At 70.5% G+C, this 14,177-nt stretch carries 13 protein-coding genes and 1 pseudogene; 7 read left to right on the top strand and 7 right to left on the bottom strand.

Annotated features, from left to right (window positions below):
• Positions 1 to 3: 3 nt before the first annotated feature.
• Entirely contained in the window at positions 4 to 873 is an 870-nt protein-coding gene (locus tag ACZ5VQ_RS44105) for a hypothetical protein (protein ID WP_469109929.1), read from the bottom strand.
• Position 874: 1 nt separating this feature from the next.
• A complete protein-coding gene (locus tag ACZ5VQ_RS44110; protein WP_469109930.1) occupies positions 875 to 1,435 on the bottom strand; it encodes an RNA polymerase sigma factor in 561 nt (186 codons plus the stop codon).
• A 247-nt stretch (positions 1,436 to 1,682) separates the two neighbouring features.
• Between ACZ5VQ_RS44110 and ACZ5VQ_RS44115 the strand changes: the two genes are divergently transcribed.
• Complete coding sequence (locus ACZ5VQ_RS44115) at positions 1,683 to 2,711, top strand: aspartate-semialdehyde dehydrogenase (protein ID WP_469109931.1); 1,029 nt, start codon at positions 1,683 to 1,685, stop codon at positions 2,709 to 2,711.
• Between the two features lie 248 nt (positions 2,712 to 2,959).
• Here the strand turns inward: ACZ5VQ_RS44115 and ACZ5VQ_RS44120 are convergent, their stop codons facing one another.
• The gene (locus ACZ5VQ_RS44120; protein WP_469109932.1) at positions 2,960 to 3,457 is read right to left on the bottom strand and encodes a DUF1203 domain-containing protein; all 498 of its coding nucleotides are present in this window, start codon (positions 3,455 to 3,457) and stop codon (positions 2,960 to 2,962) included.
• Between the two features lie 113 nt (positions 3,458 to 3,570).
• Here ACZ5VQ_RS44120 and pepN point away from each other — a divergent pair, with 113 nt between their 5' ends.
• Complete coding sequence (pepN, locus tag ACZ5VQ_RS44125; RefSeq protein WP_469109933.1) at positions 3,571 to 6,162, top strand: aminopeptidase N; 2,592 nt, start codon at positions 3,571 to 3,573, stop codon at positions 6,160 to 6,162.
• A gap of 48 nt (positions 6,163 to 6,210) precedes the next feature.
• Here the strand turns inward: pepN and ACZ5VQ_RS44130 are convergent, their stop codons facing one another.
• Positions 6,211 to 7,503 carry a M14 family zinc carboxypeptidase gene (locus tag ACZ5VQ_RS44130; protein WP_469109934.1) on the bottom strand — a complete coding sequence of 431 codons (1,293 nt, stop codon included), beginning with the start codon at positions 7,501 to 7,503 and terminating at the stop codon, positions 6,211 to 6,213.
• 259 nt (positions 7,504 to 7,762) lie between these two features.
• On the opposite strand from ACZ5VQ_RS44130, the gene ACZ5VQ_RS44135 reads away from it, so the two are divergent.
• The 4 genes from ACZ5VQ_RS44135 to ACZ5VQ_RS44150 all read left to right on the top strand — a co-directional run bounded on the left by ACZ5VQ_RS44135 (position 7,763) and on the right by ACZ5VQ_RS44150 (position 10,583).
• Positions 7,763 to 9,013 carry a helix-turn-helix domain-containing protein gene (locus tag ACZ5VQ_RS44135; protein ID WP_469109935.1) on the top strand — a complete coding sequence of 417 codons (1,251 nt, stop codon included), beginning with the start codon at positions 7,763 to 7,765 and terminating at the stop codon, positions 9,011 to 9,013.
• 479 nt (positions 9,014 to 9,492) lie between these two features.
• Positions 9,493 to 9,873, top strand: a complete 381-nt coding sequence (locus ACZ5VQ_RS44140) for a DUF6415 family natural product biosynthesis protein (protein ID WP_469109936.1) — start codon at positions 9,493 to 9,495, stop codon at positions 9,871 to 9,873.
• Positions 9,870 to 10,076, top strand: coding sequence for a hypothetical protein (locus ACZ5VQ_RS44145; RefSeq protein WP_469109937.1), 207 nt, complete (start codon positions 9,870 to 9,872; stop codon positions 10,074 to 10,076). Before ACZ5VQ_RS44140 ends, ACZ5VQ_RS44145 begins: the two co-directional genes overlap by 4 nt.
• Positions 10,077 to 10,184: 108 nt before the next feature.
• Entirely contained in the window at positions 10,185 to 10,583 is a 399-nt protein-coding gene (locus ACZ5VQ_RS44150) for a hypothetical protein (RefSeq protein ID WP_469109938.1), read from the top strand.
• Between the two features lie 121 nt (positions 10,584 to 10,704).
• On the opposite strand, the pseudogene ACZ5VQ_RS44155 reads toward ACZ5VQ_RS44150, so the two are convergent.
• Positions 10,705 to 10,866: pseudogene (locus tag ACZ5VQ_RS44155) on the bottom strand (LysR substrate-binding domain-containing protein); the annotation flags it as partial.
• Between the two features lie 48 nt (positions 10,867 to 10,914).
• On the bottom strand, positions 10,915 to 11,853 hold the full coding sequence (locus ACZ5VQ_RS44160) for an EamA family transporter (protein WP_469109939.1): 939 nt from the start codon (positions 11,851 to 11,853) through the stop codon (positions 10,915 to 10,917).
• Positions 11,854 to 11,973: 120 nt separating this feature from the next.
• On the opposite strand from ACZ5VQ_RS44160, the gene ACZ5VQ_RS44165 reads away from it, so the two are divergent.
• A complete protein-coding gene (locus tag ACZ5VQ_RS44165; protein ID WP_469109940.1) occupies positions 11,974 to 12,498 on the top strand; it encodes a MarR family winged helix-turn-helix transcriptional regulator in 525 nt (174 codons plus the stop codon).
• Between the two features lie 109 nt (positions 12,499 to 12,607).
• On the opposite strand, the gene ACZ5VQ_RS44170 is transcribed toward ACZ5VQ_RS44165, so the two are convergent.
• Positions 12,608 to 14,137 carry an FAD-dependent monooxygenase gene (locus ACZ5VQ_RS44170; protein ID WP_469109941.1) on the bottom strand — a complete coding sequence of 510 codons (1,530 nt, stop codon included), beginning with the start codon at positions 14,135 to 14,137 and terminating at the stop codon, positions 12,608 to 12,610.
• Between the last annotated feature and the right edge of the window lie 40 nt (positions 14,138 to 14,177).

Here is a 14,177-nt window from a genome sequence, read left to right on the forward strand (position 1 = left end):
GCCCTATCCCCCGTTCGGGCCCGCGCACTCCATCCCCTGCGCTCCCGGCAGCGCGTCCACGATGCCCTTGCGGGCGTCGGCGACGCCCGAGCCGGTCTCCCAGTCCTGCCGGTCCTGCGGGAACACCGGCACCCGGACCAGCGTGTACGTGCCGACCTTCAGATCCTCCCTGGCACTGTCGAGCAGCGTGACGGTGATCGTCGGGTGGTCCACCACGGCCTGCTCGGGCCGGTAGTAGCGCTTCACCTTCAGGACGACGCGTACGTTCCCGTCGTCGGTGGGCGTGATGCTCCGTACGGTCCCCTCGACGAGGACCTTGGAGCACGCGAGGTGCATCTCGGGCGAGTACAGCGACGAGTCGCCCCCGCTGTCCTCCTGCTTCGCGGCCGAGGAGTCGGAGGATCCGGTGTCACTGGCGCCCCCCTGCACCCCGAGCCACACCATCCCGCCGAGCATCGCCGTGCCCGCGCCCACCACGAGGGTGCCGAACGCCACGCCCGCGTAACGCCGGTACCAGGGCGGCTGGGACGGCCTGGCCGGTTTCGGCGCCCTGAGCGACTTCGGTTTCCTGAGCGGCTTGGGTGTCCTGAGCGGCTTCGGCCTTCTGCGCGGGGCGGAGGCGGGGGACGGCTCGGATTCGGGATCGGGCCGGCCGCCTTCCGCGACCGCTGTCTCCGTACTCGGTGTCTCCGTACCCGGTGTCCCCGCGGCCAGCGTGTCCCCCATGATCCGCAGCTGTTCCCTGAGCAGGGCGACGTCCGCGAGCGCCGACCGGTGCTCCGCCAGGAACTCCGCGTCGTCCCGGGCGTCCTCGGGGAGGGGTTCGTCCGTGAGCGCGGCCATCAGCGCGTCCATTCCTTCGTACTCGGCCACGTCACACCACCTCGTCCTCGTGCAGGCGGGCGCGCAGTGCGCGGACCGCCGTGTGCAACCTGCTCTTGACCGTGCCCTCCGGGATGCCGAGCTCCTCGGCGATGCCACGGACGGGCAGGTCGGCGTAGAAGCGCAGCACGAGGATCTGCCGCTGGGCGTCCGGCAGTTCGTCCAGTCCCTGGGCCACGGCGAGCGACATCACCTTCGTGTCCTCGCCCGACTCCCCCGCGACATGGTCCGACGGCCTCAGCGAGGCCAGCCGCTCGCCGATCCGCTCCTGGCGGCGCCGGGCGCGATGCCAGTCCATCGCCAGGTTCGAGGCGACGACCGCCGCCCACGCCGACACGTCACGGGGTGCCTCCGCCCCGCTCGCCGCGCGCTCCAGGAGCCGCAGCCGGACCTGCTGTACCCCGTCCGGCAGGTCCGCCTGCGGCACCCCGCCGAGCGCGAGCACAGCACGCACCCGACGCTCCTGGGCCGCGTCCAGGGGGTCGTCGAGCGTCCCCCCGGCGCTCTCCCCGCCCCCCTGGACGCGACGGGCTTTTCTGCGCAGCACAGCCACCCCTCCCCTCGCCGCGTTTTCTCTAGGACGCCGGTGGTGCGGGAAACGTTCGGCCCGATCGCGGGAATCTTCGGAACCGGGAGTCGAATGTCACACCGGTCCGGAAACCGGGCTCAGCACTCGGCCCGGACCCCGCCCCGGCCCGTCCCAGTCCTCGGTCTCCGAGGTCAAAGGATTGGACAGGCGGGCCGGGGTGAGACGCATGATGGAAACACTGGCCAGTAATGCACAGGCAAAAGGAGTCGCCGTGAAGGTAGGAATCGTCGGAGCCACCGGTCAGGTCGGCACGGTCATGCTCAAGATCCTCGCTGAGCGGGACTTCCCGATGGAGACGCTGCGGCTGTTCGCCTCGGCGCGGTCGGCCGGTTCGACGATCGACTACAAGGGCTCGGCCGTGACCGTGGAGGACGCCTCCACCGCCGACTACAGCGGCCTGGACATCGTCCTGTTCTCCGCGGGCGGCGCCACCTCCAAGGCCCTCGCCGAGAAGGTCGCCTCCCAGGGTGCCGTCGTGATCGACAACTCGTCCGCGTGGCGCAGGGACCCGGAGGTCCCCCTCGTGGTCTCCGAGGTGAACCCGCACGCGATCACCGACCGCCCCAAGGGCATCATCGCCAACCCGAACTGCACGACGATGGCCGCGATGCCGGTGCTCAAGCCGCTCCACGAGGAGGCGGGCCTCGAAGCCCTGATCGTCGCGACGTACCAGGCCGTGTCCGGGTCGGGGCTCGCGGGCGTGGCGGAGCTGCACGGTCAGGTGCAGAAGGTCGTGGCGGACGCGGACAAGCTGACGCACGACGGCTCCGCGGTCGACTTCCCCGAGCCGGGCGTCTACAAGCGCCCCATCGCCTTCAACGTCCTGCCGCTCGCCGGCTCGATCGTCGACGACGGTCTGAACGAGACCGACGAGGAGCAGAAGCTCCGCAACGAGTCCCGCAAGATCCTGGAGATCCCGGCCCTCAAGGTCTCCGGCACGTGCGTCCGCGTCCCGGTGTTCTCGGGCCACTCGCTCCAGGTCAACGCCCGCTTCGCACGTCCCCTGTCCGTGGAGCGTGCGACGGAGCTCCTGGCGGGCGCCCCGGGGGTGGCCCTCTCCGACATCCCGACCCCCCTCCAGGCCGCCGGCCAGGACCCGTCCTTCGTCGGCCGCATCCGCGCCGACGAGACCGTCGACCACGGCCTCGCCCTCTTCGTCTCCAACGACAACCTCCGCAAGGGGGCCGCGTTGAACGCGGTCCAGATCGCGGAGTTGGTGGCAGCGGACCTCAAGGCGTAACTCTTCCCCAACCCCACCCCTTCCCGAACCTGGGGGCTGCCGCCCCCAGACCCCCGCTTCGGCCTGAACGGCCTCGTCCTCAAACGCCGGACGGGCTGAGACGTACGTGCGGGTTCGTTGTGGCTGATTGCGCAGTTCCCCGCGCTTCTTTAGGGGCGCGGGGAACTGCGCAATCTTTTGGGGGTTCGGGGGCGCAGCCCCTGAGTAAGGGACGGGAATGGGTAGGGGCGGCGGGGGCGAGAAAAGCCCTACGGCCGCCGCACCTCGTACAGGAAGCAGCCGTACTCCACCGCCCGGACGTGCACCAGAGCCACCTCAGGATCGGCGAAAGCCTCGGAGAGGGCCGCGTCCAGCGATTCGTCGGGCGTCGACGGGAGATCGAGGAGCCGCCCCCCGAGGATGCGCCCCTCGGCGGAGTACCGGCGCACGGTACGGAGAGCTCCGGGCCGAGCAAACGGATACCGCCCACCCCCCACAACCCCCGCACACTCCTCGGCATGGACGAAAACGGGCCCCTGCTCGTCGTACGCCCCCGGCTCCACCCCCACCCCCGCGGCCCACCGCCGCAACGGAGCGTACGAGACAAGAGCAACCCGCTCCCCACTCCGACTCCGCCGCAGACAGCACCGCAGCGGGCTCCCGCCCTCCCCCTCCACGAACGGAACACAGGGCCGCCCCGCGTCATCGACGTCGCGGAGTTCCTTCAGCACACCCGGCTCGATCGGCCGCGCGGTATATGTCGTCATGCGTTCCAGACTCCCGCTCCCCGGCGCCTTCCACCGGCGGTAAACGGACATCGCATTCCCCGCATCAGCCGTGGAAGGATGGCGCAACCGACACATAACGAGGAGATGACCGCGTGCCTGGCACAAACCTGACCCGCGAAGAGGCGCAGCAGCGGGCGAAGCTGCTCACCGTTGACTCGTACGAGATCGATCTCGACCTCTCCGGCGCGCAGGGCGAGGGAGGCACCTACCGGTCCGTGACCACCGTGCGCTTCGACTCGGCCGAGACCGGCGCCGAGTCGTTCATCGACCTGGTGGCCCCCGCCGTCCTCGAAGTCACCCTCAACGGCGACTCCCTCGACCCGGCCGAGGTCTTCAAGGACTCGCGGATCGCGCTGCCCGGGATCCTGGAGGGCCGCAACATCCTGCGGGTCGTCGCGGACTGCGCGTACACCAACACCGGTGAGGGCCTGCACCGGTTCGTCGACCCGGTCGACCAGCAGGCCTATCTCTACACGCAGTTCGAGGTCCCGGACGCCCGCCGTGTCTTCGCGAGCTTCGAGCAGCCGGACCTGAAGGCCACCTTCCAGTTCACCGTGAAGGCGCCCACCGGCTGGACCGTCATCTCCAACTCGCCGACGCCGGAGCCCAAGGACGACATCTGGGTCTTCGAGCCGACGCCCCGTATCTCCACGTACATCACGGCGCTCATCCTGGGCCCGTACCACTCGGTGCACAGCGTGTACGAGAAGGACGGGCAGTCGGTCCCGCTCGGGATCTACTGCCGGCCCTCGCTCGCCGAGTTCCTCGACTCGGACGCAATCTTCGAGGTGACGCGGCAGGGCTTCGAGTGGTTCCAGGAGAAGTTCGACTACGCGTACCCGTTCAAGAAGTACGACCAGCTGTTCGTGCCGGAGTTCAACGCGGGCGCGATGGAGAACGCGGGCGCGGTCACCATCCGCGACCAGTACGTGTTCCGCTCGAAGGTCACGGACGCCGCGTACGAGGTGCGGGCCGCCACGATCCTGCACGAGCTGGCGCACATGTGGTTCGGCGACCTGGTCACCATGGAGTGGTGGAACGACCTGTGGCTGAACGAGTCGTTCGCCACCTACGCCGAGGCCGCGTGCCAGGCGTACGCTCCCCAGTCGCGCTGGCCGCACTCCTGGACCACGTTCGCCAACTCCATGAAGACGTGGGCGTACCGGCAGGACCAACTGCCGTCCACGCACCCGATCATGGCCGAGATCAACGACCTCGACGACGTGCTCGTCAACTTCGACGGCATCACGTACGCCAAGGGCGCGAGCGTTCTCAAGCAGCTCGTCGCCTATGTCGGTGAGGACGAGTTCTTCCAGGGCGTGCAGGCCTACTTCAAGCGGCACGCGTTCGGCAACACGCGCCTGTCCGACCTGCTGGGCGCCCTGGAGGAGACCTCGGGCCGGGACCTGAAGACCTGGTCGAAGGCGTGGCTGGAGACGGCCGGCATCAACGTCCTGCGGCCCGAGATCGAGACGGACGCGGACGGCGTCATCACCGCCTTCGCCATCCGCCAGGAGGCTCCCGCCCTACCCGCGGGCGCCAAGGGCGAGTCGACGCTGCGTCCGCACCGGATCGCGATCGGCCTCTACGACCTCGACGACGACAGTGGCAAACTGCTGCGGGACGACGAGAACAGCCGTATCGAGCTGGACGTCGACGGCGAACTGACCGCCGTGCCCGAGCTGGTGGGCAGGCGCCGCCCGGCGGTGATCCTCCTCAACGACGACGACCTCTCGTACGCGAAGGTCCGTCTCGACGAGCAGTCCCTGGCCTTCGTCACCGAGCACCTCGGCGACTTCGAGTCCTCCCTGCCGCGCGCCCTGTGCTGGGCCTCGGCCTGGGACATGACGCGCGACGCCGAGCTGGCGACCCGCGACTACCTGTCCCTCGTCCTGTCGGGCATCGGCAAGGAGTCGGACATCGGCGTCGTGCAGTCGCTGCACCGGCAGGTGAAGCTGGCGATCGAGCTGTACGCCGACCCGACCGCGCGCGAGGCCCTGCTGACCCGCTGGACGGACGCCACCCTGGCCCACCTGAAGTCCGCCGCGGCCGGCAGCGACCACCAGCTGGCCTGGGCGCGCGCCTTCGCGGCGACGGCCCGTACGCCGGAGCAGCTGGACCTCCTGGAGCACCTGCTCGACGGCCGGGAGACCATCGAGGGCCTGGCCGTCGACACCGAGCTGCGCTGGGCGTTCGTGCAGCGGCTCGCGGCGGTGGGCCGGTTCGACGAGGCGGAGATCGCGGGCGAGTACGAGCGCGACAAGACGGCCGCCGGTGAGCGCCACGCGACGTCCGCCCGCGCCGCCCGTCCGACGGATGAGGCGAAGTCGGAGGCCTGGGCGTCGGTCGTCGAGTCCGACAAGCTGCCGAACGCCGTGCAGGAGGCCGTGATCGGCGGCTTCGTCCAGACCGGCCAGCGCGAGCTGCTCGCCCCGTACACGGACAGGTACTTCGCGGCGGTCAAGGACGTCTGGGACTCTCGCTCGCACGAGATGGCCCAGCAGATCGTGGTCGGGCTCTACCCGTCCGTCCAGGTCTCCGAGGAGACGCTCCGCAAGACGGACGAGTGGCTGGCCTCCGCCGAGCCCGGCCCGGCGCTGCGCCGGCTGATCTCGGAGTCCCGCGCGGGCATCGAGCGCGCGCTCAGGGCCCAGGCGGCGGACGCGGCGGTCACGACCCGGTAAGCAGCAGTACGCAGATGGGGCGCCCGGTGTGACACCGGGCGCCCTTCTTCATGTGCCGACCAGCTGCCGGGTCAGGTGCAGCATCGTGCGGATGTGCAGGGCGGTCTGCCGGTGGACCGGCACCCAGCGCGCGACGAAGGTGGTCTCCAGTTCCTGGCTCCAGTCGCGTACGAGGGTGTCGAGGGCCTCGGGCGGTTCGTCGAGGGCGCTGCGCATCATCGCGGCCGCGCGCAGGGGTATGCGGCGGGCGGCAATGCCGAGGGAGACGGAGTTGCCGACGGTGGTGGCGAGTTCGGCATCGCCGAGGCCGTGCGCGTCATGGGTGTTCCAGGTGTCGACGACACCGGGGCCGATGTCCATGAGTTCGCGCGCGGCGGTGTGGAACGGCAGCCGGCGCTCGTCCGCGGGCGGCCGGTCGGCGAGCGCGCCGAGCACCCTCTCCAGCTGTTTGGCGCGGCTGAGCAGGATCTCGGCGGCCCGGGAGATCTCCCGCTGCGGCCGGGTGACGGGGCTCGGATCGCTCACGCCGGCCACGCTCCAGAAGGGGGCCTCGACGACGGCCGAGACCGTCCCGTGCCGCATCGCGTACATCCAGGTCGCCTGGGAGGTGTAGCCGGAGGGGTCGCGTTCGTCGGCGGGGCTGCCGTCGGGCAGGACGAGCACACCGGGGCTGTCGACGAACCAGCCCATGCCGTCGAACGGCCGGTACTCCAGCGGGATACCGAGCTCCGCCGCCACGGAACGGAAGGCACGCGGCGCTCCGGGCACGGGACGGGTCAGCTGCAGGAACGATCCTCCTACTTCGACGCCGTGCAGGGAGAACTGGATCAGGGGCCGCAGCTCGTCGATGAGCCGGGTCAGCGCGCGGGATTCTGGCATCGCGGTGTGCGGGTCCGTGTCCACGGGCGGGAACTCGGGCTGGCTGATGAACGCGGGCCGGTAGAAGCCGCGGTAGTAGCCGTCCAGGGTCGGCGCCGAGGCCGGGTGTTCGGCGAACCGGCGCTCGCCGAGGGTCGTGCCGTCCGGGTCCAGACAGAGCAGGAAGTGCCAGGTGCAGCCGAGTTCGTCCAGGACACGCGGGTCGCGTACGAAGTCCTCGGCGAGGGTGAGGGACGAGGCACCGCCGACCGGTTCGTTGGCGTGGGCGCCGGCCACGGTGAGTATCTGGTGCTCGCCGTGGCCCGCGGAGAGCAGCCACAGTGGCCGGCCGGCGCGGGACGTTCCGACGGTACGCAGACGCAACGTCCCGGGCCGCTCCGCGACCATCGCCCGCGCGCGGTCCGCCAGCTCGTCGACGGTGGGATACGGGTTTCCCCGGCTGCGAGCGCCCTCTGCCCTCACGCCAACTCCTCACCTCGATACGGCCGTTGAGCGTCTCGAACGGGCGGTTCCGGGGGTCCGGGGAGCGCGCCCCGTCAAGGCTCGATGTGCCGGGTCAGGGTGTCAAGGGGCCCTTGGGGCGGCCGCGACGGAGATCAACTTGTGCGAATATGCCGGGTGCGTTTTCGCCTCGGCAGGTGCGCGGCAGGATCCTCACACAGGAGTGGCCCCGCCCCATACCCTGACGGTGTCGGGCTGTTCAGAGAGGGGCGAGGCCGTGGTGTCTGAAGGTGCTACCCCGGACCCGTATGCCGATCCGCTGGTGTTCGGCCAACGCCTGCAGATCCTGCGTACCCGCAAGGGCATGACACGCGACCAGTTGGGCGGACTGCTGGGCAAGTCCGGGTCCTGGGTCAAGGGCATCGAGACCGGACGCCTGAAGACGCCCAAGCTGAGTACGATCCTGCGCATCGCCGAGTTGCTGCGTGTCCGCGACCTGTCGGATCTCACGGGCGACGAGTCCGTACACATCGACTTGTTCACCGGACCCGGTCACCCCCGCCTCGCCGCGGTCAAAGCCACGGTCGATGCCTTTCCCCTCGCGACGCGGCAGGAGGCGCCCCCGACCGCGCATCTTCAGGCCCGACTCACCCGAGCCTGGAGGACGCGGCACGAGGCGCCCAACCACCGCGAGGTGATCGGCGCGCAACTGCCGGACCTGATCCGGGATGCCCAACTCACCGTGCGGCAGGCCGAGACCGCCCCGGATCGCAGGGCGGCCCAGGCCGTGCTCGCCGAGGTCTACTCGCTGTGTCAGTTCTTCGTGGCCTACCAGCCGGATGCCGCCCTCTTGTGGCGCGTCGCCGACCGGGGCCTCGTCGCCGCGCAGGAGTCCGAGGACCCGCATGCCATCGGGATGGCCGGCTGGCTGGCCGCGCAGGCACACCGCGACTCGGGTCCTGCGCACTTCGACGCGGCCGACGCGGTCACTCTGGAGACTCTGGCGTACCTCGAACCGCTCCTTCCCGACACCTCCGACGACGTCCTCGCGATCGCGGGCGCCCTCACCTTCGAGGCCGGATACACGGCGGCCCGGCGGGCGGAGACCGGCACGGCTTGGCGGTACTGGGACCAGGCGCGCTCCATGGCACGGCGGCTTCCGGAGGACTACTACCACCCCGTGACGTCGTTCTCCCGCGCGATCATGGGCGCGCACGCGGTCACCGTCGCTGTTGAACTGCGCCAGGGCGGCGAGTCCGTACGGCAGGCCGCCGCCGCGGACGGGGTCACGATCAGGTCGAGGCCACGACGAGCCCGGCACCGTATCGAGGAAGCCCGCGGCTACCATCTCGACGCTCAGCCCGACGTCGCCCTCGCCACGCTGGAGAAAGCGCACGAGGCGGCACCGGAGACGATCAAGTACAACGGATACGCGAAGCGCATCGTCCTCGAAGAGGCCGAGTCGAAGGATCCGGCCCGGCGCCGCCGAGCGTCCGAACTCGCGGTGAGGATCGGCCTGTTGGCCGCATGACGACAGGGGCACAATCTGTGCCCCTGCCCCCTTCCTACCGCTCCTACGGTCAAAGACGACAAAGAACCACGAAAACCCCGGCGACCGCTCACTACGGTCCCGGGGCGTGGCCAACGCCGACCAGGAGCGCCGACGATGACTTTCGTATCGCATGCCCTCGAATGGGCGAGAGCCCTACTGTTCGGGTCCCGTACGCCAGACAAGCACAGCCTCACGGTGGCCCCCGTAGCGCCCTCCGCGGACCGTAACCAGCCCACCGCCGACGTGTGGGGCGCCCGGCTGATCGCTGCGCGAAGGCACCGCTGGGAACAGCAAGCACGACCCGTGCAGAAGTCACAGCGGCATGCGCGAGCCACGTGGTTCTCGCCACGGCCCTGGGAGGCAACGGACGCCATGGTCCGGCCGTACGTGGCGCGCCTGCGTGAGGCGCCTCGACGTGCACGTACCGGCACCCAGGCAAACCCATGGGGCGATGCCCGATGAATGCCCAGGACAGCGCCGGATTCGGCACCACAGGCAGTCAGTACTTACTCGATGTCGAAACGATGCGGGCCGGCGCGCGCCGTCTGCTCACGGAAGGCGCCGAACTGCCCAGCCACGATGAGCTGGAAACGCTCACGCTCCGGCTGCGCGGGCACATCATGGTCGCCATCCCCGAGGTCGAGACCGCCGCCGGGAATCTGCCCAAGGACGATGTGCCGCGCTACTGCGCGCTCGCATGCGTCGGCGAGGCTCGCATGCGCCTCGGTCTTGAGCCCGACCATGGCCTACCGGCAGGCATCGCCCACGCGCAGCGTCTCGCCCGGTCGGTCAATGCCCTGTGCGACCACTACGAGAACCTGGGCGGTCAGCACTCATGACTGCGACGCCACGCATCTGCCGCTACTGCGACGAACTGATCACGGACCCGGAAGGAGCTGTGTTCCTCTGGCACGAGCCGGGACTGGACGGCTCCGGATGGGACGTCTACGCCCACACGACCCACACCCACCAGGTGAACCCGCCCCTGGCCCCGCTCCTCCTACTGGCCCGCATCCGCGCACGGGAGGCTGGTCACCAGTGAGACCGCCGCTCGGCCTCTTCCCCACGTGGCCGTCGTGGCCGCCCAGGCCCCCGCCCTGTTGAATAAGACCGCGCGCACTGTGCCGCAGCAGGAGAGGACAAGCCGAGAATGCGGGACTGGCTCTACACGCTGAAGACGACAGCCACGACTACGGATGGTCAGCTCTCCACGCCGGCAAACATGTTGAAGCGTGGCGAAACGACTCCACGAGGTATTTGGTGGCTCGCCGCAAAGCGGCACATGGCGCCCGGCGACCGTATCTGGTTCTACTTCACTGCCCCGCATGCCGTGATCGCTGCCATGGCAGAGGTGGAGGATGAGCCGTACGAGGTGCAGGGAGACGCTGACTACCCGTGGAGGTTTCCAGCAGTACTCGACCTCATCGCGACGCGCGCCCTGAACGCGAACCCCGTCCCGCTTTCAGCGCTGAGCAACCAACGCCCCCAAGGCGTCATCGGGGTGCGCGCTGCGGACTTGAAGACCCTTCTCAGACACGCGGGCATGTGACCGCTGACGGAGCCAACCCGGGCGAGGCTGCTTACCTCGGTCGCGGCTCCACAACAGTCGCAGGAGTCAAAGCGACCCAGGACGGCGAGCCGTCAACGCCCGCGCTTCCGTCCGCAGGGCTTCAAGAAACGCACGCCACCGCCGGCGCCCCCTCACTCCCGCGCCGCACCGCGGCCACCACATGGCGCCGAGGCGGATCGGCGTCAAGGGCCCACATCACCACGCCGTCCCCTCGCCCCGCCACAGCCACAGCCATCGGGGGCACCAGCGCGACCCCCATCCCTCTTCCCGTCAGGACGCTCGGTCGCTGTCGATGTGGATCTACGTGGAGCTATCGTCGCAGGGCCGGAACCGTCACGTCCATCGAATCTTTTCGACCATTCCTTTCATCTGAGCTGAACGTTTGGGCTGCACGCACGGGGCGTACCCCAAGCTGGCCGAACACCGTCGCCCCGAAAGCCAGGGCCATGCCCGCCAGCTGCACGGGACCCAGCGCCTGGCCGAGCGCCGCCCAGCCGATGACGGCCGCCGTGAGCGGGGAGAGCGGGCCGAGGAAGGTGACCTGGGTGGCGGTCAGCCGGCCGATGCCGCGGAACCAGAGCCAGTACGCGACCGCCGTGTTGGCCAGCGCCAGGTAGAGGTAGCCCCCGACCGCCCGGCCGTCGAGCGCGGGCGGCGCACCCTCCACTAGCAGCGCGACCGGGGCTATCAGCAGCCCGCCCGCGGTCAGCTGCCAGCCGGTGAGGGCCAGCGGGCCGACCCCCTCGGGACGCCCCCACCTCTTCGTCAGCACGGTGCCCGCGGACATCGACGCGGTCGCGGCGAGGGCGGCGAGCACACCCACGGCGTCCAGCGCCCCGGCCGCCTTCAGTACGACCAGGCTCACGCCGAGGGCCGCCGCGATGCCCGTGAGGAGCGTACGGAGGGTCGGGCGTTCGCCGAGCAGGGCCGCCGCGAGGCCCACGACGAAGAGCGGGCCGACGGAACCGACGACCGCCGCCATACCGCCCGGCAGCCGGTACGCGGAGAGGAAGAGCAGCGGAAAGAAGGCGCCGATGTTCAGCGCGCCCAGGGCCGCCGCCTTCCACCACCAGACCCCGCGGGGCAGCGTGCGGGCGAGCGCGAGCAGGACGAGCCCGGCGGGCAGTGCGCGCATCAGACCGGTGAACAGGGGTCGGTCGGCCGGCAGGAACTCCGTGGTGACGGCGTAGGTGCTGCCCCAGGAGACGGGGGCCAGGGCGGTGAGCGCGATGACGGTGCTGCGGTTCATGACCGGCTCCATGGGGGAGGTGGCGCGCGGGGTCGCTTGGTAGTAATTAGCTTAGCGCTAAGCTACTTATCGTCAAGCCACCTTCTTGCAGCCGGGCGATACGGTGCGGATACTCGCCCCATGAGCACATCCAAGGCCGCCAGGACCCCCGCGGACCCCGTCGACGCGATCATCGACCAGTGGGCCGCCGTCCGGCCCGACCTGGACACGGCCGCGATGGAGGTATTCGGCCGCGTCTTCCGGCTCTCGCGGGCGATGGGCGACCGGATGGAGAAGACGTACGCGCGGCTCGGCATCTCGCGCGGCGAGTTCGACGTACTGGCCACCCTGCGGCGGTCCGGCGACCCGTACGCCCTCTCGCCCCGCCAGCTCTCGGCGACGCTGATGCTGACCACGGGCGGCATGACCGGCCGCCTCGACAAGCTGGAACGGGCCGGTCTGCTCCGCAGGTCCCCCGACCCCCACGACCGCCGCGCCCTCCAAGTGACGCTCACGGACAAGGGGTTGGCGCTCGTCGACGAGGCGGTCGGGGCCGGTCTCGCCGTCCAGACGGAGGTGCTGTCGTCCCTCGACACGGAACAGGCCGGCCAACTGGCCGACCTGTTGCGTCAGTTGCTCGCCGCCACGGGCCGGACGAGTCACTAGCCGACTCGCCGGAGAGGGGTTCCCGTTCGTTGCCGCCTGCGGGTCGGCGTGGCTGGGCGCGCAGTTCACCGCGCCCCTTACCGGGTGGTGGCGAGGGCCGGGGGGGTGGTCAGTCCTGCCCCATCGATGCCGTCAGTGCCGCCTCAAGTTCCCCGGTGGTCGGATTCTCCGCCGCCCAGGCCGTGTAGCCGTCCGGGCGGACGAGGAGGGTTGTGCGGCGGGGGCTCGCCCAACTCGCCACGGTGAGGCGGTCCTTGCGGGTCCCGGTGTCGAGGTCCGTGGGTGCGTCGGACGGGGTGATGAGTACGAACCTGCCGCCGCGCAGTGCCTCGTACAGGCGGCCGCCCTGAAGGGCCACATCCGGGACGCGCTTGCCGGTGAGGGGGTGGGCGCCGCGTGGGGCCGGGTAGGCGTAGCCGATGCCGGCGATCTGGCCGAGCATGCGGGTGCGGGCCGGGCGGGCGCGGTTCACGAACGTGGTGAGCAGGGTGCGGGCCGCGAGCGTCCAGGGCCGCTTGGCCATCGCGAGCCGTACGAGTCCGCCACTGCTGCGGAGGACGGACTTCCCGACGGGGTGGCGTTCGGACTGGTAGGTGTCCAACAGGTCGGCGCGGGCGTGGCCGTTGAGCGTCGCCGCCAGCTTCCAGCTCAGGTTGGCGGCGTCCTGGAGGCCGGTGTTCATGCCCTGGCCACCGGCCGGGGTGTGCACGTGCGCGGCATCCCCGGCCAGGAAGACCCGGCCCACCCGGTACGCCGGAGCCTGCCGCTCGTCGCTGTGGAAGCGGGACATCCAGCGGGCGTCGTGCATGCCGAAGTCACGGCCGAGGGCGAGGCGGGTGATCTCCTTGACCTCTTCGAGGTCCAGGGGCGTGTCATCGGGGACGTCGCGTCGGCGGTCCCAGCCGATCACCCGGTAGTAGCCGTCCCCGAAGGGCGCGAGGAACGCGAACGCGTCCCCGACCGCGTTCACGGTCAGCAGCGTCTCCGGCTCCTCGGCGAGCCGGACATCGGCGAGTACGACGGAACGGATCGCCGAACGCCCCGGGAAGGGCAGCCCCACGGCCTCCCGCACGGCACTGCGCATCCCGTCCGTCCCGACGACGTACGCCGCCCGCAACTCCTGCAGCTCCCGCGCTTCCCCGTCGGCCCGCTCGGCCCCGGCGGTCGCGCGCACCCGGAGGGTCACCCCGTCCGCGTCCTGGACCAGCCCGGTCACCTCGGTCTCGTACGCGAACCGCACCCCGGCCTCCACCGCCCGCCGCTCCAGCGCGCGCTCCACCTCGTACTGCGGCAGCACGAGCAGGTGGTTGAAACGGGAGGGGAGGGTGGTCAGGTCGATGGTCAGGCGGGAGAAGAGCCGGAGCCGGTCGAGCGTCTGACCCTTGCTCTCCAGTTCGTCGGCGAGACCTCGGGCGTCGAGCTGCTCCAGCGTGCGGGCGTGCAGGGCGAACGCGCGGGAGAGGTTGCTGGTCCTGTGCGGGCGCTTCTCGACGAGGGTGACGGGGATGCCGGCGGTGGCGAGGTCGCCGGCCAGCAGCAGACCGGTGGGGCCCGCGCCGACGACGATGACGTCGCGGGAACCGGCGACGGAGGTACGGGGGGTGCCGTTGCTGTCGGTCGTGCCGGTCGTACCTGTCATGACGGCCTCCTGGTGCCAACGGTTGTTGGTCAAGGGCTGT

The organism is Streptomyces sp. NPDC033178 (assembly GCF_055577685.1).

Coding starts and splice junctions, on each gene's coding strand:
- ACZ5VQ_RS44170 (WP_469109941.1), bottom strand. CDS start 14,137: ATGACAGGTACGACCGGCACGACCGACAGCAACGGCACCCCCCGTACC.
- ACZ5VQ_RS44140 (WP_469109936.1), top strand. CDS start 9,493: ATGAATGCCCAGGACAGCGCCGGATTCGGCACCACAGGCAGTCAGTAC.
- ACZ5VQ_RS44165 (WP_469109940.1), top strand. CDS start 11,974: ATGAGCACATCCAAGGCCGCCAGGACCCCCGCGGACCCCGTCGACGCG.
- ACZ5VQ_RS44120 (WP_469109932.1), bottom strand. CDS start 3,457: ATGACGACATATACCGCGCGGCCGATCGAGCCGGGTGTGCTGAAGGAA.
- ACZ5VQ_RS44145 (WP_469109937.1), top strand. CDS start 9,870: ATGACTGCGACGCCACGCATCTGCCGCTACTGCGACGAACTGATCACG.
- ACZ5VQ_RS44160 (WP_469109939.1), bottom strand. CDS start 11,853: ATGAACCGCAGCACCGTCATCGCGCTCACCGCCCTGGCCCCCGTCTCC.
- ACZ5VQ_RS44150 (WP_469109938.1), top strand. CDS start 10,185: ATGCGGGACTGGCTCTACACGCTGAAGACGACAGCCACGACTACGGAT.